Source organism: Paenarthrobacter sp. AT5, assembly GCF_032764245.1.
In the GTDB taxonomy this organism is placed as follows: Bacteria; Actinomycetota; Actinomycetes; order Actinomycetales; family Micrococcaceae; genus Arthrobacter; species Arthrobacter ureafaciens.
The window spans coordinates 2,618,782-2,636,755 of the sequence record NZ_CP136441.1 but is presented as its reverse complement, the minus strand read 5'-3'; the positions used below and the strand labels follow the sequence as shown (position 1 = coordinate 2,636,755).

Genomic DNA, 17,974 nt, shown 5'->3' with positions numbered 1-17,974 from the left:
AGGGTCCGGGGCCACGTCTTAATGGCGGTCCGCTAGGAAGGGTACTGTCCGCGCTTGACCTGCGGTTTGGGCAGGCGCAGTTTGCGGAACTGGAGTGCGCGCATGCACCCATACCAGACACTGCCACGCTCCACCTCGCCGAACTTGGCCATCAGGCGCTTGCGGAGTTGGCGGGAAAGAATAAAGACGTCAACGAACACGGCCAGGAACATGATCCAGAAGCCCACCAGGACATAGGTGATCTGCGCACTGTTGGTCGGCACCACCAGGGAGACCACTACGAACAGCAGGGCACCGAACATCAGGTACTCGCCCAGCGTGAAGCGGGCATCGACGTAGTCCCGGACAAAGCGCTTCTGCGGTCCCTTGTCCCGCAGCGGCAGGTACTTCTCGTCGCCGGTGTCCAATGCCTGGCGCATCTTTTGGCGCTGGTCCTGAATCGCCACACGCTCGGCTTCCTTGGAAGCCTTGCGGTCGGTGGGTACCAGAGGGCGCTTGCGGGCGGCCTCCTGGACTTTCCGCTTGGGCGTAGGGGCGCCCTTTCCGACAACCGGCTCCGTGGAGGCGGCGTGGGCCTGGTCTACTACTGATTGAGCGCTGGGCTCTTCCTTTTTGCGTCCGAACACCACTCAAGAATACAGCGCGGGCAGGTGGCGCAGGTTACGTTGGCCGCAAGGCCCCGGCGGTAAGGTGAGCAGCATGACTTCAGCACACGCGGAGATCCCGCAGAACCAGCAAGGGAACGCAGGCCACACCGGGGTCGCTTCCCCGGCAGTCGACGGAGTGGACGGCCACGCATTGTCCGAGGCCGTCAACGCCGCCTTTGACGCAACAATCTCATCACTTAAGGAACTCGTAGCCATCCCCGGAATTGCCTGGGCCAGCTTCGATCCCGCCGAACTGGACCGGAGCGCAGAGGCAGTTGCGGCCATGGTCCGCGCTGCGGGTATGCAGGACGTCCGCATCCTGCGGTCGGCCAAGGCCGATGGCACCAACGGGGGTCCCGCCGTCGTCGCCCGTCGCGAAGCCCGGGACGGCAAGCCCACCATCCTGCTGTACGCGCACCACGATGTCCAGCCGCCGGGAGACCGCGCACTGTGGAATTCGGAACCGTTTGTCGCTGAGGAGCGTGACGGACGCCTTTACGGCAGGGGAGCGGCGGATGACAAGGCCGGCATCATGGCCCATTTGGCTGCGTATGCAGCTGCAGTAAAGGTCCTCGGCGATGAGTTCGGCCTGGGCGTGACCTTCTTCTTCGAAGGAGAGGAAGAAGCCGGTTCGCCCACCTTCCGGACGTTCCTGGAAGAACACCGCGAACTCCTGCGTGCCGATGTGATTGTGGTTGCAGACTCCAGCAACTGGAAAGTAGGCGTCCCGGCACTGACCACCAGCCTCCGCGGCCTCGTCGACGGTACGTTCGAAGTGCGGGTCCTGGAGCACGCCGTGCACTCGGGAATGTTCGGCGGTCCCGTCCTGGACGCGCCAACCCTTCTTGCCAGGCTTATCGCTACCCTCCATGACGACGACGGCACTGTGGCCGTTGCCGGACTTGTAGCCAAGGACGACGTGAAAGTGGACCTCACCGAAGAGGACTACCGGGCTGACGCTTCAGTGCTCGACGGCGTTCGGCTCGCCGGCAGCGGGACCCTGGCTTCCCGGCTGTGGACGAAACCCGCGCTCTCCATCATTGGCATGGATGTTCCGGCTGTGGATGTGGCCTCCAACACCCTCATCCCGGCAGCCCGGGCCAAATTCAGTATGCGGCTCGCACCGGGCCAGGACCCCGACGATGCCATGGAGGCTTTGAAGGCCCACCTTGAAGCCAATGCTCCCTTCGGTGCCAAGGTCACTTTCACCCCGGGGGAGCGGGGCAACGCCTTCTCAACGGATACAGGCTCTGCTGCGGCCCAGGTAGCCCTGTGGGCGTTGGGTGAGTCGTGGGGTGTCAAGCCCGTGGAGATGGGCATTGGCGGGTCCATACCCTTCATCGCCGACTTGATGGAGGTATATCCCGAGGTGCAGATCCTGGTGACAGGCGTGGAGGACCCGGATTCGCGGGCCCACAGCGCCAATGAGTCCCTCCACATTGAGGACTTCCGCCATGCAGTGCTGGCCGAGGCCCTGATGCTTGCACGCCTGAATGTCGAAGGCCTGGGGTCCTAGCCGCAACGTTTGTCCGGCGAAGCCCGGCGGGCGCCCAGAGGGGTCCGCCGGGAACAAGTCCGTGCATGGCGCGGTTACGTCAGGGAGTTATAGCTATGCGTCCGCGCGACGTAGCATGGAGCTATAACCCGTACGTAATTGGGTAAGGGCAGGCTGCGTCCCCGGCGCCGCTGCCAAGCGCGTTATAAGAAGGTAGGCCAATGAGCACTGCAACCAACGAAAACAGCACTGGAGCCGAGCTCGCCCCGAGCGATGAGCTTCCCACGCACGAGGTCAACCTGACCGAGGTCGCAGCAGGCAAGGTCCGCAGCCTCCTCGAGCAGGAAGGGCGCACCGATCTGCGGCTTCGTGTTGCAGTCCAGCCCGGTGGCTGCTCCGGTCTGATCTACCAGCTCTACTTCGACGAGCGTCTGCTTGATGGCGATGCCGTCCGTGACTACGACGGCGTCGAGGTGGTAGTAGACAAGATGAGCGTTCCTTACCTCAGCGGAGCGAGCATCGACTTCGAAGACACCATTTCGAAGCAGGGGTTCACCATCGACAACCCCAACGCCGGCGGCTCGTGCGCCTGCGGCGATTCGTTCCACTGATCCGAGCTAGCAGCCTCATGTCGGCGCCGTCCCGGTCGCGTTTCATCGCGTTCGGAGCCACGGCGCCGACATGTGCGCGAAAACCGCTTCATAGCGGTAAGCTCTACATCGGGTAGTAAAACTTTTTAGTGTGCCCGGAGGGCCTTCGGCCTGCCGGGAGACAGCAACAAGAGGAAGGGCCGTCTGTGAGTTCGCAGAACCGAACCGGCAGCCGACGCATAAAGATCACTTCGATCACTGGCTTGGCACTAGCCGGCGCGTTGGTTTTGACCGGATGTTCACCAGAGGTAGAGAAGGGTTGGCTGCCTACAGAGCGCGGCACCACCAACCACACTGACCGGATCATGGACCTCTGGGTCAACTCATGGATCGCCGCCTTGGCAGTCGGTATTATCACGTGGGGCCTGTTGGTCTGGTGCATCATTGCCTACCGCCGCCGTAAGGGCACCACCGGTTTCCCGAAGCAGCTCAGCTACAACCTGCCGCTCGAGGTCTTCTACTTGACCATCCCGCTGTTCATGGTGCTGGTGTTCTTCTACTTCACCGACCAGGACCAGCGTGCGATCGATGACCGCTCGCAGCCTGCCGACGTCGTTGTTGATGTCCGTGGCAAGCAGTGGGCTTGGGACTTCAACTACAAGCAGGGCCAGGTCATCACCGAAGATGTTCACGAGGCCGGCGTGCAGGCGCACCTTACTGGCAATGAAGTCAACAAGGAACTGCTCCCCACCCTGTACTTGCCGGTCAACAAGTCCGTTGACCTGGAGCTCAACTCCCGCGATGTCATCCACTCTTTCTGGGTCCCCGCCTTCCTTCAGAAGCGCGACATGATCCCGGGTAAGACCAACTACATCCGGTTCACGCCCACCAAGGAAGGCACCTTCGACGGCAAGTGTGCTGAACTCTGCGGTGAGTACCACTCCGAAATGCTTTTCCGCGTCAAGGTTGTGTCCGAGTCTGAGTTCAAGGCTCACATGGACCAGCTCCGCCAGGAAGGCAACACTGGCCTGCTCGGTGCGGAATATGACCGCAACCCGAACCTGAACGCAACCAAGTAAGGGAGCGAAGTGGCTACGTACACTCAATCCGCCGGGGTCCTCGAGACTCCCGTTGTTCCTAAATCCAAGGGGCGAATCGTCGTCAACTGGATTACCTCCACGGACCACAAGACCATCGGGTACATGTACCTGATCGCCTCGTTCGTGTTCTTCTGCCTCGGTGGCGTCATGGCGCTGCTGATCCGTGCTGAACTGTTCGAACCCGGTATGCAGATCCTGCAGACCAAGGAACAGTACAACCAGATGTTCACCATGCATGGCACGGTCATGCTCCTGATGTTTGCAACGCCGCTGTTTGCCGGCTTCGCCAACGTCATCATGCCGCTCCAGATCGGTGCTCCCGACGTCGCGTTCCCGCGACTGAACGCCCTGGCTTTCTGGTTCTTCCTGTTCGGTTCCACCATCGCGGTGTCCGGCTTCATCACCCCGCAGGGTGCTGCATCCTTCGGTTGGTTCGCCTACGCTCCGTTGTCGAATACAACCTTCAGCCCCGGCGTGGGCGGTGACCTGTGGGTCTTCGGCCTCGCACTGTCAGGCTTCGGTACCATCCTTGGTGCGGTTAACTTCATCACCACCATCATCTGCATGCGTGCCCCTGGCATGACCATGTGGCGTATGCCGATCTTCACGTGGAACACCCTGGTGACGGCAATCCTGGTTCTGATGGCATTCCCGCCGCTGGCAGCTGCACTGTTCGCCCTCGGTGCTGATCGTCGCTTTGGCGCACACATCTTCGACCCCGAGAACGGTGGCGCTGTACTCTGGCAGCACCTGTTCTGGTTCTTCGGACACCCCGAGGTGTACATCATCGCCCTGCCGTTCTTCGGCATCGTCTCTGAGATCTTCCCTGTCTTCAGCCGCAAGCCGATCTTCGGCTACAAGGGCCTTGTGTACGCGACCATCGCCATTGCCGCATTGTCGGTAACGGTGTGGGCCCACCACATGTACGTCACCGGTTCCGTCCTGCTGCCGTTCTTTGCCTTCATGACGATGCTGATTGCGGTACCCACCGGCGTGAAGTTCTTCAACTGGATCGGTACGCTCTGGCAAGGTTCCATCACGTTCGAAACTCCGATGCTCTGGAGCATCGGGTTCCTGGTGACCTTCCTCTTCGGTGGCCTCACTGGCATCATCCTGGCCTCCCCGCCTCTGGACTTCCACGTTTCGGACTCCTACTTCGTGGTGGCGCACTTCCACTACGTGGTGTTCGGCACCGTTGTGTTCGCAATGTTCGCCGGCTTCTACTTCTGGTGGCCCAAGTGGACTGGAAAGATGCTCAACGAACGCCTGGGCAAGATCCACTTCTGGCTGCTGTTCCTTGGCTTCCACGGCACCTTCCTCATCCAGCACTGGCTCGGTGTTGAAGGCATGCCCCGCCGTTACGCCGACTACATGCCGCAGGACAACTTCACCTGGATGAACCAGTTCTCCACGATCTCGTCCTTCGTTCTTGGTGCGTCACTCCTGCCGTTCTTCTGGAACGTCTACATCACCTGGCGGAGCAACAAGAAGGTTGAGGTTGACGATCCCTGGGGCTTCGGCGCTTCGCTGGAGTGGGCAACTTCCTGCCCGCCGCCCCGTCACAACTTCACCTCCCTGCCCCGCATCCGCTCCGAGCGCCCGGCTCTGGACCTGCACCACCCCGAACTGGCACAGGTCCACACTGCCCAGGCTCCGGACCCGGCAGCCGTAATTCTCGGCAACGCTGACCAGAAGGACGTGCGTAAGTGAAAATTGAATCGTGGCTCTTCGGAGCAGGAGTATTCTTCTTCATCCCCGTGACCATCATTTACGGATTCCTGACGGAATGGTCCGAATGGGTCGGTATCCTGGGCATCCTCCTCGTGGGTGGTCTTGCAGGTATGATCGGTGCTTACCTCGGCTTCACAGGCCGCAGGATCGGCATGCGCCCGGAAGACCGTCCGGACGCTGAGATCCACGAGGGTGCCGGCGAGCAGGGGCACTTCAGCCCGTGGAGCTGGTGGCCGTTGGTCCTCGGCCTTGCATGCGCAGGCGGATTCCTTGGCTTGGCTATTGGTTTCTGGGTGACTTACGTTGCCGGTGGCCTAGCCATCGTGGCCCTTATTGGCTGGGTCTTCGAGTACAGCCGCGGCGACCACGCGCACTAGGTCAATTTCCAACAGCAAAGGTCCCCACCATGGATGGTGGGGACCTTTGCTGTTTAACCAGATGGCGAGGCCCGCGGGTCTTGGTGGCTGTGGGCCGGCAGCCCTAGGAGGTCTCCAGGACGGCTGACAACCTCTCCAAGGCCTCGGATAGCTCCTGAGAGGATTCATCGCCTGAGAGCTCGTCCTGGTCCACTTCCAGCACCACCTGGCAGCCGTGGGCAAAGTCCTCGGTCATGACCTGCAGGAGGGAGCGGGCGTCGACGGGGAGGCCGTCGGGTTTGCGGATGGTGACAGGAAGGCCGGTTTCGTTGACGGCCCGGACAAAGACGGCAGCTGCTCGGGCGTGAAGCCCGATCTCGGCTGCGACGAAGGAATGCTGCTGGGGCAAGCCTGCTCCTAGAATGGGTCCCGGCTGGTCTGTTGGAGAGCGGGATGGGAACGGATCATTCCTAGGGTAACCGCGTCTTCGGTCCTCCGCCCATTCCTATAGCCGTAGTGGTCTAGACCGTGCTGCCGTTGATTTACCCTTGTTCTATGAGCCAAACGAACTTGGGGACGGGACATGCCTGAGGCGGCCAGAATCGTCGGTGAAATAGACCGGACCAGCAGTACGCCCATCTACATCCAGCTGAGGGAGATCCTCAGGGCCTTCATCGGAGAGTCGTGTCCTCCCGGTTCGTCGCTTCCTTCCGAGCGGGATCTGTCTCTCAGGTTTGGCCTTGCTCGTATGACTGTGCGGCAGGCCATCGATGCGCTGGTCGGCGAGGAAGTGTTGGAGCGGGTGGTCGGCCTGGGCACCTTCGTCAAGAAGCCCAAGCTGGACCTGCAGGTGAAGCTCACCTCGTACAGCGAGGAAATGCAGCGCCGTGGCATGGTGCCGGCAGCCAAGGTTCTGAGTTTCGAACAGATTGGCGCCAGTGCCTTCCTGGCGAGGGAGCTTCAGTTGGACGAAGGAACGCCCCTTGTGCGCTTTCGCCGGCTGCTTCTTGCTGACAACGAGCCCATGAGCGTGGATGAGAACTTCATACCCGCCCACCGTGTGCCTGGCCTCCTTGACGAGGCACCACCAACGTCGCTCTATAACGTTCTCAGCGAGCGGTACGGGCTCGTCATGGAGTGGGGCGAGGACATGATCGAGGCCACCGCTGCGTCACCGTCGACTGCCAGGCTGCTCAATGTCGACGTCGGTGCTCCGCTCCTCAAAATCCAGCGCCACGCGTTTGTGGCACGGGCCATGGTGGACTACTCCGTGTCCTATTACCGGGCCGACCGGTACAAGCTCTGGGTACCATTGCAGCGCCCCGGCGTGCGTCCGACCAGGAACTACTCTTCCGGGTATCGCGTCCAATAACGCCTCGGATGCTGATGAGGCCGAGCACGCAAAAAGCGGGCCCGATCCATTGGATCGGGCCCGCTTTTACTGTCTTTGAACCTTGACTAGTGGCTCAGGCTCTTCTGGTCTTCGCCTGCTTCGATGGCCTCGTGGTGGCCATGTGCGTGCGCCGCCTCGAGCTCGGCCGGAGTCGCCGGGGCAACGCGGTCCTCGAAGAACCACTTGGAAAGAGCCGCGCGGCGCTTTTCCTTGCGGGTTACAACACCGTGCTCGTTGGGCTGAGCCGGAATCGGTGCAGGGGACTCGAAGCCAACGAGTTTGTAGCGCTTGTACTCGTCGAGAGGTGCATGCACTTCGATGAACTCGCCGTGGGGGAGCCGCACGATACGTCCGGTCTCGCGGCCATGGAGTGCGATTTCACGATCCTTGCGCTGCAGAGCCAAGGCAATGCGCTTCGTCACGATGAACGCGATGACCGGTCCGATGAAGAACAGGGCACGCAGCCAGTAGGTGACGTCGTTCAGCGAGACGTGGAAGTGGGTGGCGATGAGGTCGGAGCCTGCAGCAGCCCACATCACGCAGTACCAGGTGAAGCCTGCTACGCCGATTGCGGTACGGGTCGGAGCGTTCCGGGGGCGGTCGAGTACGTGGTGCTCACGATCGTCCTTGGTGATCCAACGTTCGATCCACGGGTACATGAACAGAACGGTGAAGATGATACCGGCCGGTACCAGGGCCGGCAGCAGGACGTTCAGCGTCAGCGTGTGGCCGAAGATGACGTACTCGAAGTGGAAGTCATTGATGACACCCGGCATAAGTCGGAGTGCGCCGTCAACAAATCCGATGTACCAGTCAGGCTGGGTACCAGCAGACACCGGTGAAGGGTCGTAGGGACCGTAGTTCCAGATCGGGTTGATAGTGAACGCGGCTGCCATCAGGGCAACGACACCGAAGACGATGAAGAAGAATCCACCGGCCTTGGCAGCGTAGACCGGACCAAGGGGGTAGCCGACGACGTTGCCGTCATTACGGCCGGGGCCGGGGTACTGCGTGTGCTTGTGAACAACAACCATGAAGAGGTGGATGACGATCATCAGGAGGATGAGCGCAGGCACCAGCAGGATGTGGAGCACGTACAGACGGCCGATGATTGCCGTGCCCGGGAACTCTCCACCGAAAAGGAAGAAGGAGATGTACGTTCCGATGACCGGGATGGACTTGATGACGCCGTCGATGATGCGGAGGCCGTTGCCGGAGAGGAGGTCATCGGGGAGGGAGTAGCCGGTGAAGCCTGCTGCCATCGCAAGGATCAACAGGACACCGCCCACAACCCAGTTCATTTCACGGGGCTTGCGGAAAGCGCCCGTAAAGAAAACGCGCAGCATGTGTACACCCAGGGACGCCACAAAGAGGAGGGCAGCCCAGTGGTGCACCTGGCGCATGAACAAACCACCGCGGACATCGAATGAGATGTTCAGGGAGGAGTTGTATGCGACGGACATTTCGACGTTGTACAGCGGCGTGTAGGAACCCTGGTAGTGGGTCTCAGCCATGGACGGGTCGAAGAAGAACGTCAGGAACGTTCCGGAAAGCAGCAGGATGACGAAGGAGTACAGCGCCACCTCACCGAACATGAATGACCAGTGGTCCGGAAAGACCTTGCGGCCAAATTCACGCAGGATGCCGGAGCCGCCTACACGCTGGTCAACAAAGTCAGTAAAGCGTCCTACCTTGGTCTTCGCTACGAAGGGGGCTTCAGCTGTTGATGAGGCGCTCATGCTCGTCACGCTCCCAGTAACTCGGTCCTACAGGTTCTTTGAAGTCGCTGGTGGCGACGAGGTAGCCCTCTGCGTCAACTGCGATCGGCAGCTGGGGAAGCGGACGGCTTGCCGGTCCAAAGATGACCTTGCATTCCTGCGTGAGGTCGAATGTGGACTGGTGGCACGGGCACAGAAGGTGGTGCGTCTGCTGCTCGTAGAGAGCAACGGGGCAACCAACGTGGGTGCAGATCTTGGAGTAGGCAACGATTCCGTTGTAACCCCAGTTTTCACGGCCCGGTGACGGGTTGAGCGAGTTCGGATCGAGGCGCATCAGGAGGACGACGGCCTTGGCCTTCTCGTTCAGCTTGCCCTCGTGGAGTTCGTTCAGGCCTTCCGGAATCACGTGGAACGCGGAACCGATGGTGACATCCGATGCCTTGATCGGGGTTCCGTCGGGGTCGCGGGTCAGTCGCTTGAGCTTGCCGCCCTCGGGGGCCCACATGGTGTGTGCGAGCTTGTCGTCGGGGCGGGGACCCAGGTCGCCGAAGATGGCCAGGGCCGGCAGGGGAGCAAGGGCCACAGCACCCAGGAGGGTGTTGCGGATCAGCGGGCGGCGCTTGATTCCGGTTTCCTCGACGATGTCGTCGACGATCCGGACCGCGGCCTGGCGGTCATCCTCGGTCCGAATTGCGTGGCGTTCTTCCGAGACTTCGTGATCGGGCATCAGGGCTTTGGCCCAGTGCACGATGCCGGTGCCGATGCCCAGCATTGCAAAGGCCGTTCCCAGACCCAGAAGCAGGTTCTGCGTACGAATCGTTGCGATGCTCGTGTCATCGCCCAGATCGATGGCGAAGTACGCCACCAGGAAGACCAGCGTTCCGATGACGGAAATGCCAAACAGAATGGCTACCTGACGCTCGGCGCGCTTTGCGGCTACCGGGTCCGTGTCAGCCAGGCGCAAACGATGCGGAGGAAGACCAGGATCCTGGAACTTCTCCACCTCATTCTGACCAGCCGTAGCTACGGTGCCCGAGTGGTTCGGACTGCCGTCACTATGGTTGCCCATAATTCGCCTCATCCTTCTCTCGTTGTCTCGGTCTGAGCCGAGTTAATTTTCAGTTCCAAACTGCTGACCGTGCAGCAGAAGTTTTATGTCCGTGAGGACTAGGACGTGCGGGACGTCAGCCAGATGGTGAAGGCGATAATGACGCCCAGGCCGGCAACCCATACGAACAGGCCTTCAGCTACGGGGCCCAGGGAGCCAAGCTCCGCGCCACCCGGGGAGCCGTTGGCTTCGATCGTCTTCAGGAAGGTGATGATGTCGCGCTTGTCTTCGGGGGTGACGTTGGAGTCGTTGAACACGGGCATGTTCTGCGGACCCGTGGCCATTGCCTCGTAGATGTGCTTGCCTGTGACATCGGCAAGACCGGGAGCGAACTTGCCGCGGGTCAGCGCGCCGCCTGCTGCTGCTGCGTTGTGGCACATTGCACAGTTGACGCGGAAGAGTTCGCCACCCTTGGCTGCGTCACCCTTTTCATCCAGGAGGTGCTCCTCCGGAATGGCCGGGCCTGCGCCGAGCGATGCGACATAGGCGGAGAGCTGCTTGGTCTGCTCGTCATTGAACTGAACGGGCTTCTTCTGAGCCTGCGGGCCATTCATCTGCATGGGCATACGGCCGGTGCCAACCTGGAAGTCAACTGCTGCAGCGCCCACGCCGACCAGCGAGGGGCCGTCCTGGGTTCCGCTTGCACCCATGCCGTGGCAGGTGGCGCAGTTGGCAGCAAAGAGTTTGCCGCCTTCTTCTACGTCACTGGCGCTGAAGCTCGTGGTGTCGGCCTTGGCCTGGTTGACGGATGTGGCAATGGCGTAAAGCCCACCAGTGAGGAGGAGGCCCATCAACAGCAGCGCAATGGCTGCCAGTGGGTGACGTCGCTTCTGCGAGAGTGCCTTCACGTGGTGGTTCCTTTATTCGATCCTGCGTCGGCTCCGTGAGCCGCTTCTTGAAATTCTGCCTCTTGTAGAAAAAGAGTCAAAGCCGGGCTACTTGAGGACGTAGATGACCAGGAAGAGGCCGATCCACACAACGTCAACGAAGTGCCAGTAGTAAGAGGTGACGATCGCCGACGTCGCTTCGAAGTGTCCGAACTTCTTGGCTGCGAAAGCGCGGCCAATGATGAAGAGGAAGGCGATGAGGCCGCCGATGACGTGGAGGCCGTGGAAGCCGGTGGTCATGTAGAAGGCGGAGCCGTAAGCGTTGGACGACAAGGAAACGTGCTCGGAGACGAGCATTGCGTACTCGGTCGTCTGGCCGGCAACGAAGAAGGCGCCCATGACGAATGTGAGGATGAACCATTCGCTCATGCCCCAGCGGGTGAACTGCAGTGGTCCACCGGTCCGGCGGGGTTCGAGCCGCTCGGCAGCAAACACACCCATCTGGCAAGTAAAGGAACTTGCCACAAGGACGATGGTGTTGACGAGCGCAAACGGGAAGTTGAGCTTGGCCGTCTCCTCCGCCCACATCAGTCCAGACGTGGAACGCAGAGTGAAGTACATGGCAAAGAGGCCGGCGAAGAACATCAACTCACTGGACAGCCAAACTACGGTTCCTACAGAAACCAAGTTGGGGCGGTTCAGCGTCGGGTGCGCCGGGGTACTGGGGGCATGGGTCGCAGATGTCACAAGGACATTATGTCTGTAAAAGTCCAGACTTCCCAATGCAAACCACCGAATCGGGAGACTTTTTCTACAAAGACGCGAAATCGCGCGGAAAAGTTCCCGGCCTCGTTCACATTGGTCATCGGCGTGGCTCGGTCGATAGCATCGGTGGGTGACTTCTCCGGCATCGGCACCTGCAGCCAGCAACACCTGGCCAGGGCTCATCTCTGCACTGATCAACGGCGACGACCTGGCTGCGGATAACACCGAGTGGGCGATGAACACGATCATGGCCGGCGATGCGACGCCAGCGCAGATTGCAGGCTTCCTGGTGGCCCTGCGCGCCAAGGGCGAAACCGTGGAAGAACTGGCCGGGCTTGTCGAGGCCATGATCCGCAATGCCAACCCCATCGAGATTTCGGGGGAGAAGCTGGACATCGTCGGTACGGGTGGCGACCGCCTGAACACCGTCAATATCTCCACGATGGCCGCCCTCGTTGCTGCGGGGGCGGGCACGAAGGTAGTAAAGCACGGTAACCGTGCTGCGTCATCGACGTCGGGTTCAGCCGATGTCCTGGAAGCCCTTGGCGTGCGTCTGGACCTCCCGATCGAACGGGTGGCCCGCAACGCTGAGGAAGCCGGAATCACGTTTTGCTTCGCGCAGGTATTTCATCCATCCTTCCGGCACACGGCCGTGCCCCGCCGCGAGCTCGCAGTGCCCACCGCCTTCAACTTCCTGGGTCCCATGACCAACCCGGCGCATGTGCAGGCCTCGGCCGTGGGGGTCGCAAATGCCCGGATGGCACCTCTAGTGGCGGGTGTGCTGGCTCGCCGCGGCAGCCGCGGGCTCGTGTTCCGTGGTGACGATGGCCTGGACGAACTCACTCCCACGGGGCCTTCCACCGTCTGGGAGATCCGTGGGGGAGAAGTGCATGAACAAGTATTTTCACCCGCGGATCTTGGCGTAGCTGCATCCACAGTGGCCGACCTGCGGGGCGGAGACGCTGCTGCCAACGCCGTTGTCGTGCGGGAAATACTCAACGGAAAGACCGGTCCAATCCGGGATGCCGTGCTGTTGAACGCTGCAGCAGGGCTGGTTGCTGCTGACCTTACGGCCGTGGGCCCTTTGGTGGATCGCATGCGGGCAGCCTTCGAGCGCGCAGCCGAATCGGTGGATTCCGGCAAAGCTGCGGCAGTCCTTTCCAAGTGGACTTCACTCAGCCAAGACCAGGCCTAGGGCCGGCTATTCGAACCCCAGGGCAAACGCGGCGTCGAGGTCGTGCTGGGAGTAGGCCCGGAATGCGATGTGCGTGGTGGTGTGGACCACTGAAGGGACTTTCGACAACCGGTCGGCAATGACATCGGCCAGGTCCTCGTGTTTGCTCACGCGTGCGACTGCGATCAGGTCCCATTCTCCTGTGACCGAGTAGACCTCGCTGATGCCTTGGATCGCCGAAATCTGTTCGGCTGTCTCCGGAATGCGTGAAGCGTCGGTCTTGATCAGGACAAAGGCGGTGATCACGTGAAGCCCTTCCGGAAGTCGTCAGTGCGGACGCAAACAAGCCTAGTGCATGTGCTGTGCCAAATGGCCGATCAGGCTGGTCGACGGCCGCGGGCGTAGAGGCGTACTGCGATGCCGACCACCAGGCGGAATCCGAGCAGCAGGGCGGCCAATGCGGCAAACGCGACAATGAAGAACGGCAGCACCACCACTTGCCCGGTAAGGGCTCTCAGCAACATGCCCACAAGCAGGGCTCCGGCCCAGATGACAATTCCCGACGGCCAGAGCGCAAACGGTTTTCGCCATGCGCGCCCGGCCAACCATCCCGCCGCGGCTCCCACCAGGAAGGGCCAGGCAGTCAAGAAGACCCCGGTGATGATATCCCCACGGCTGTGGGCGTCGCGTCCGATTGCGGCGAAAGCAAGGATGAGCAGCAAGTCGCCGGCGGCAGCCGGAATCCAAGATCTTTTTGGGGAGGGCATGACTCCGACAATATCCGGGGACGGCCCAATGGGCGAAGCCGGCGAAGCGAAAGTCCTGTGGATCTTTGTCCGCGGGGATGACCGGCTTGGCCCTGCAACGGGCTCCGAGGGGCTTACCACGGCGCCTGGGAAATCAGGGGACAGGCCGTTGGTAGCGCTGTTACCATATCCGCACGGTGACGCGCGCACCATCCACAACCTGAGGAGTATTCACCCATGACTTCCCGCCTCAACCCTTACCTTTCCTTTCGCGACAATGCCCGCGATGCGATTACTTTCTATGAGTCCGTTTTTGGGGGAGAGCTGAACATCAGCACGTTTGGCGACTATCAGGCCAGCCAGGATCCAGAGGAAGCAGACAAGGTGATGCACGCCATGCTGGTGTCACCCCACGGCCTTACTTTGATGGCGTCAGATACGCCCAACGGCATGGAGTACAACCCCGGCAACAATATTTCGGTTTCCCTCAGCGGCGACTCCGCGGACGAAGCGGAACTTCGGGGCTACTGGGACAAACTCGTCGACGGCGGTACGGTCACCATGCCGCTTGAAAGCGCGCCGTGGGGTGACACCTTCGGGATGTGCGTGGACAAGTTCGGGATCGCCTGGCTGGTAAACATCGCCGGCGCGCAACAGCAATAACTGCTGTTCAGCGGACGCCGTCTCCGGTCGCAACCGGAAGTACCAGCATGTATCCCGTTGGCAATGCGCTGCTCCACCTCCTTGGTTCGCGTACTACGAACTGCCTGGCCAATTCATCGGGGCTCTGGAGAGTATTGGGGGCCGGAGACGGCCCCCATTGGCCGCTGCCGTAGGGATACAAGGGATCCAGGACGTTAACTCCGGTCACCTCGAAGCGGGGGTGGATTCGGGGGTCGCCAACTGACTGGAAGCCGCTCATGACCCATGCGTGCCGTCCGCTCCACATCACAAGTCCAACGGGACGGCCGGTTGCTGCCAAGGCGTTGGCCGCGGTACGAAGTGCCTCGTTGTAGTCGGCGATGCTGACCACCTCGTAAGGGCCCACGCCAACCTCATTCAGTACCTGGGCCCACCCAAGGGGGTTGGCACCGTTGAAGGCGTTGGAGGAGCGTGCACGCGCCATGTCCCACAGCTCGTTCTGCTGCTCGCGACCTGCCCACGTGCCCGAACTGTTGGGCCGGGTAAGGTTGTACGCCATTTGGATGCTCGCTGCGACGCACCAGTCGAACGTGTACTGCGGGACGAAGTCACCTTCCTCGTAGAGGTTCAACACGAAGGGTTGGGGAGCTGGTGCCGGTGCTTCCGGAGCGGGCGGTTGCGGCGGAGAAGCGGTGGGAACTGCAGTAGCAGAAGCTTCCGGGGACGTTCCCGCCGCCGAAATCGCCGGCGCGGCAACCACGCTGGGGGAGGAGTCTTGAATTCCAACGCCAGAGGTGCAGCCAGCCAAGAGGGTCGCGGCGATCGCGATCCGTACAACGTGGACTGGGGCGCGGGTCATTACTGCATAATTTTAGTCCCGACGGCGCGTGGAAAATATGGCCGTCCGTCCCGTAGGAGCGGCGCACGTCCTGGAAGGCAGCGGGGGAGCGCAAACCGAACCCCTTGTGGAGAGGGTCCTGCATGCGTAGCGTGGGCCTATAGGCTCCTTCGCCGATGCAGCCCGGCGTTACATGCCTTGTTTACCCATTGGAGGCCATCATGGCCACTGACAATTTCGCACGCTTCCTCCAGGAATGCCTAATTGTGGAAGAAGATACTGAAGAGGGCTTGGACCTCGATACCCTTTACGGCCTATACATCAGTTGGTGTCGGCTGGAAAACCTGGAAAAGATACCTGAGAGGACCTTCGGGTCCATGCTCCGCAGGCACCATCTGCACTGGGGCCGATACGAGGGAAACTGGGTTCTGGTTGGCCTGAGGATGGTGGGGCCGGCGGCGCGTGACTACGTGCTTTCGGGCTCGGCTCCCATGCGTTCCATCGGAGCCCCTGAATTCCTGGAGGTTCCGAACGCCGTCGCCTGACAAAGGTGCGACAAAGAGCAAAAACAGGTGTGGCCCGATCTTTTCAGATCGGGCCACACCAGTTTTTCGTTATCAGACGGGTAGTGCGTCCGGCTTATCCGCGACGGAATCACCAGTCGTGAGGTCGATCTTGAGTGGATTTTCCGGGGTCGCAAGCGTGGCGGAAGGATCCAGCATCGTGATTCCCGGGTAGAAGCGGACGCTTCCGCGGTTGTCGTCATGCTCCAGGCCGTAGTGCCTGAGCGCCGTCACGAATGCACCATTGTCCATCGGCTGGTGTCCGTTTGTGAGACTCCAACTCACGTACAGGCCGTAAAGGGCTGTAAGGTCCAGGCCGTCATCCGTCGAAGTCTTGACAGTGCTGTGCGTTAGGAAATCGTGTATGGAAGTGTCGTTCATTGCAGAGGCCTCCGGCCATAGCTATAGAATCGCCGGTCTGCAAGGGCGAACTCCTCACTATTCCAGTGCCGGGGTTGCATGTCAAAGACCCTGGTGCCGGCGAGGCGTCAAGGGGAGTCTTTGGGGGATTCTTAAACCCTTTAGTGGACAGGCTGCGTATCAAGTCCGCGCGTATTCGGCGGGTATGAGACCCGGTGAGACCGGCGGCTAGCATCGCCCAGTGCCTATCGAAGTGGTCGCGTCCTCGCCATCGTGGCCTGCGCAGTTTGCGCTGGTCGCAGGCGACCTGAAGCAGGCTCTCGCTGGACTGGCGACCGCGCGAGTCGAGCATGTGGGCTCAACCTCAGTGCCAGGGCTGGCGGCCAAGCCCATCCTCGATATCGACGTCATCGTCGACGGAGCGGAGATGTCGGCAGCGGTCGCCGCCCTGGGTTCGGCCGGGTACGTTCACCGCGGCGATCTGGGAGTTGTCGATCGGGAGGCCTTCCATGCTCCTGATGCGAACCCGCGGCGGAACGTCTATGTCTGCCGGGCGGGCACGTTGAACGTCCGCAACCACCTCGCGGTTCGCGACGTCCTTCGTGTGCGGGAAGATCTGCGTGACGAGTACGGAGCCGTGAAGCTGGCGCTTGCAGCGGAGCCCGACATGGACATCGATACCTACATCGCTCGAAAGTCTGCGGTTCTCCAGAAGGTCCTCGCGGAGTCCGACCTCACCTCCGACGAGTGCCTTCAGATCTTGCGCCTCAACGACCCTGCCGCCTGACCCGACTACAGCTCGCCAGGCGGGCTGGCCGCCTCAGTGCGAACGAGCTCAGACGCCTGTCGGACGAGATCGACCAGGTTGTCGGGGAAGACCTGTACGTCCGCGCTTGTGAGGTCGTCGGTCGACCACCATCGCCACGTGGTCACGGCTCGCTGTTCCAGCTCGGTCCATCCGTGGGCGCTCAGCGCGCTGTTGTTCGTCCTTGCGGCGAAGAAGTGCTCGATCTGATGCTGTGGCTGACCGTGGTTTAGAAAGTCGAATTCCCGGCGATGGAAGGGCCCGATCAGAGTCAGTCCTGCCTGGCCGGTCTCCTCGAGCAACTCGCGCTCCGCGGCTTCCGCGAGCGACTCGCCCGTGTCCACTCCGCCGCCGGCCGTGAACCAGAATCGGACCGTGTCACCGGTGTCGGAGAGGTCCCGGCCTTCGAAGAGGAGCACGCGGCTGGACTGGTCCAGGAGGACGATCCGAACTGCGACTCGCGTGTCTTCAGGCATCGCGCTCTCCCGACTGCGCCATCCGTCCCAGGGTGACGAGGAGGTTGGCGTATCCGAGAGCATCGTCGATCGCGCGGTGCGTGTGCGGTACGTCGCCGAACCACTCGGTCGGCAAGCTCGCTGGCGAGATCTCCGACGCAGGGCGACCGGTCACGGCTGCTGCGTAGCTCCGAAGGCAGAGGCCAGTGCCATCGAAGACACGGTCGTCCTCGTATGGGCCCTGGATGATGCCGTAGCGAGTGAACCGGCGAAGGTAGAAGTCGATCCACAGGCCGTCGAAGGCCAAGGGCGAGGCAGCGAAGCACTTCTGGCCGGGCAGTGATTTCACCCAACTCGCGTATCTGGCCATCACATCGGGCGCTGGTTCCGGATCGGTCGTGGCGGCCTCCCACACGTCGGGAATCGACTGGAACCACGCGAGGGTCTGCTGGTTCGGTGCGGCTCCGGGCAGTTCTTCGAGAACGGCTTCGAAGCGCCCGTGCTCCGTGCCGTCGAGGGTGATGGCGACGGACGCGAACGATCGCATCGAGTTCGGCCCTGGCCACGGTCCGTCGACCTCGATGTCCGTGACGACATAGACCCAGTGGTCGGGCGATTCGCTAGACACGACGAGGATCCTCGCATTCCGGGTGACGGCGGC

22 protein-coding genes are annotated in these 17,974 nt (G+C 61.5%); 10 read left to right on the top strand and 12 right to left on the bottom strand.

Translation table 11 applies throughout. The annotated features are described in order from the left end of the window. Nucleotides 1–32: 32 nt before the first annotated feature. Entirely contained in the window at nucleotides 33–626 is a 594-nt protein-coding gene (locus RI444_RS12120; protein WP_021470552.1) for a DUF3043 domain-containing protein, read from the bottom strand. Nucleotides 627–699: 73 nt separating this feature from the next. Here RI444_RS12120 and RI444_RS12115 point away from each other — a divergent pair, with 73 nt between their 5' ends. The 5 genes from RI444_RS12115 to RI444_RS12095 all read left to right on the top strand — a co-directional run bounded on the left by RI444_RS12115 (nucleotide 700) and on the right by RI444_RS12095 (nucleotide 5,940). Next, nucleotides 700–2,163 carry a dipeptidase gene (locus RI444_RS12115; protein WP_021470551.1) on the top strand — a complete coding sequence of 488 codons (1,464 nt, stop codon included), beginning with the start codon at nucleotides 700–702 and terminating at the stop codon, nucleotides 2,161–2,163. A 200-nt stretch (nucleotides 2,164–2,363) separates the two neighbouring features. Further along, nucleotides 2,364–2,753 carry a HesB/IscA family protein gene (locus RI444_RS12110; protein WP_021470550.1) on the top strand — a complete coding sequence of 130 codons (390 nt, stop codon included), beginning with the start codon at nucleotides 2,364–2,366 and terminating at the stop codon, nucleotides 2,751–2,753. Nucleotides 2,754–2,938: 185 nt separating this feature from the next. Continuing rightward, a complete protein-coding gene (gene coxB, locus RI444_RS12105; RefSeq protein ID WP_021470549.1) occupies nucleotides 2,939–3,811 on the top strand; it encodes a cytochrome c oxidase subunit II in 873 nt (290 codons plus the stop codon). A 9-nt stretch (nucleotides 3,812–3,820) separates the two neighbouring features. Next, a complete protein-coding gene (gene ctaD, locus RI444_RS12100; protein WP_021470548.1) occupies nucleotides 3,821–5,542 on the top strand; it encodes a cytochrome c oxidase subunit I in 1,722 nt (573 codons plus the stop codon). After that, complete coding sequence (locus RI444_RS12095) at nucleotides 5,539–5,940, top strand: cytochrome c oxidase subunit 4 (protein ID WP_021470547.1); 402 nt, start codon at nucleotides 5,539–5,541, stop codon at nucleotides 5,938–5,940. The genes ctaD and RI444_RS12095 overlap by 4 nt, the downstream gene beginning before the upstream one ends. Before the next feature lie 103 nt (nucleotides 5,941–6,043). Here RI444_RS12095 and RI444_RS12090 read toward each other — a convergent pair whose 3' ends face one another. Then, on the bottom strand, nucleotides 6,044–6,328 hold the full coding sequence (locus RI444_RS12090) for an HPr family phosphocarrier protein (RefSeq protein WP_021470546.1): 285 nt from the start codon (nucleotides 6,326–6,328) through the stop codon (nucleotides 6,044–6,046). 174 nt (nucleotides 6,329–6,502) lie between these two features. Here RI444_RS12090 and RI444_RS12085 point away from each other — a divergent pair, with 174 nt between their 5' ends. Next, entirely contained in the window at nucleotides 6,503–7,291 is a 789-nt protein-coding gene (locus RI444_RS12085; protein WP_021470545.1) for a GntR family transcriptional regulator, read from the top strand. A gap of 86 nt (nucleotides 7,292–7,377) precedes the next feature. On the opposite strand, the gene RI444_RS12080 is transcribed toward RI444_RS12085, so the two are convergent. The 4 genes from RI444_RS12080 to RI444_RS12065 all read right to left on the bottom strand — a co-directional run bounded on the left by RI444_RS12080 (nucleotide 7,378) and on the right by RI444_RS12065 (nucleotide 11,748). After that, on the bottom strand, nucleotides 7,378–9,051 hold the full coding sequence (locus tag RI444_RS12080; RefSeq protein ID WP_021470544.1) for a cytochrome b: 1,674 nt from the start codon (nucleotides 9,049–9,051) through the stop codon (nucleotides 7,378–7,380). Then, on the bottom strand, nucleotides 9,029–10,099 hold the full coding sequence (locus RI444_RS12075) for a ubiquinol-cytochrome c reductase iron-sulfur subunit (protein ID WP_021470543.1): 1,071 nt from the start codon (nucleotides 10,097–10,099) through the stop codon (nucleotides 9,029–9,031). Before RI444_RS12075 ends, RI444_RS12080 begins: the two co-directional genes overlap by 23 nt. A 98-nt stretch (nucleotides 10,100–10,197) precedes the next feature. Further along, a complete protein-coding gene (locus RI444_RS12070; protein WP_021470542.1) occupies nucleotides 10,198–10,986 on the bottom strand; it encodes a c-type cytochrome in 789 nt (262 codons plus the stop codon). Nucleotides 10,987–11,073: 87 nt separating this feature from the next. Then, the gene (locus tag RI444_RS12065; RefSeq protein WP_170828603.1) at nucleotides 11,074–11,748 is read right to left on the bottom strand and encodes a heme-copper oxidase subunit III; all 675 of its coding nucleotides are present in this window, start codon (nucleotides 11,746–11,748) and stop codon (nucleotides 11,074–11,076) included. Nucleotides 11,749–11,860: 112 nt separating this feature from the next. Between RI444_RS12065 and trpD the strand changes: the two genes are divergently transcribed. Further along, entirely contained in the window at nucleotides 11,861–12,925 is a 1,065-nt protein-coding gene (trpD, locus tag RI444_RS12060) for an anthranilate phosphoribosyltransferase (protein WP_021470540.1), read from the top strand. Between the two features lie 6 nt (nucleotides 12,926–12,931). Here the strand turns inward: trpD and RI444_RS12055 are convergent, their stop codons facing one another. Together RI444_RS12055 and RI444_RS12050 are read right to left on the bottom strand one after the other, a co-directional pair. Continuing rightward, nucleotides 12,932–13,210, bottom strand: a complete 279-nt coding sequence (locus RI444_RS12055) for an Lrp/AsnC family transcriptional regulator (protein WP_018777675.1) — start codon at nucleotides 13,208–13,210, stop codon at nucleotides 12,932–12,934. Nucleotides 13,211–13,281: 71 nt separating this feature from the next. Next, nucleotides 13,282–13,671 carry a DUF3054 domain-containing protein gene (locus RI444_RS12050; protein ID WP_021470539.1) on the bottom strand — a complete coding sequence of 130 codons (390 nt, stop codon included), beginning with the start codon at nucleotides 13,669–13,671 and terminating at the stop codon, nucleotides 13,282–13,284. 216 nt (nucleotides 13,672–13,887) lie between these two features. On the opposite strand from RI444_RS12050, the gene RI444_RS12045 reads away from it, so the two are divergent. After that, on the top strand, nucleotides 13,888–14,313 hold the full coding sequence (locus RI444_RS12045; RefSeq protein WP_021470538.1) for a VOC family protein: 426 nt from the start codon (nucleotides 13,888–13,890) through the stop codon (nucleotides 14,311–14,313). A 7-nt stretch (nucleotides 14,314–14,320) separates the two neighbouring features. On the opposite strand, the gene RI444_RS12040 is transcribed toward RI444_RS12045, so the two are convergent. Next, nucleotides 14,321–15,151 carry a hypothetical protein gene (locus tag RI444_RS12040; RefSeq protein WP_031215959.1) on the bottom strand — a complete coding sequence of 277 codons (831 nt, stop codon included), beginning with the start codon at nucleotides 15,149–15,151 and terminating at the stop codon, nucleotides 14,321–14,323. Nucleotides 15,152–15,351: 200 nt separating this feature from the next. On the opposite strand from RI444_RS12040, the gene RI444_RS12035 reads away from it, so the two are divergent. Next, the gene (locus tag RI444_RS12035; RefSeq protein WP_021470536.1) at nucleotides 15,352–15,675 is read left to right on the top strand and encodes a hypothetical protein; all 324 of its coding nucleotides are present in this window, start codon (nucleotides 15,352–15,354) and stop codon (nucleotides 15,673–15,675) included. 72 nt (nucleotides 15,676–15,747) lie between these two features. On the opposite strand, the gene RI444_RS12030 is transcribed toward RI444_RS12035, so the two are convergent. Further along, nucleotides 15,748–16,074 carry a hypothetical protein gene (locus tag RI444_RS12030; RefSeq protein ID WP_021470535.1) on the bottom strand — a complete coding sequence of 109 codons (327 nt, stop codon included), beginning with the start codon at nucleotides 16,072–16,074 and terminating at the stop codon, nucleotides 15,748–15,750. Nucleotides 16,075–16,294: 220 nt separating this feature from the next. Here RI444_RS12030 and RI444_RS12025 point away from each other — a divergent pair, with 220 nt between their 5' ends. After that, entirely contained in the window at nucleotides 16,295–16,840 is a 546-nt protein-coding gene (locus tag RI444_RS12025; RefSeq protein ID WP_071416677.1) for a GrpB family protein, read from the top strand. Between the two features lie 5 nt (nucleotides 16,841–16,845). On the opposite strand, the gene RI444_RS12020 is transcribed toward RI444_RS12025, so the two are convergent. Continuing rightward, nucleotides 16,846–17,334, bottom strand: a complete 489-nt coding sequence (locus RI444_RS12020; protein WP_071416678.1) for an NUDIX hydrolase — start codon at nucleotides 17,332–17,334, stop codon at nucleotides 16,846–16,848. After that, a complete protein-coding gene (locus tag RI444_RS12015) occupies nucleotides 17,327–17,941 on the bottom strand; it encodes a hypothetical protein (protein WP_071416679.1) in 615 nt (204 codons plus the stop codon). The genes RI444_RS12020 and RI444_RS12015 overlap by 8 nt, the downstream gene beginning before the upstream one ends. Between the last annotated feature and the right edge of the window lie 33 nt (nucleotides 17,942–17,974).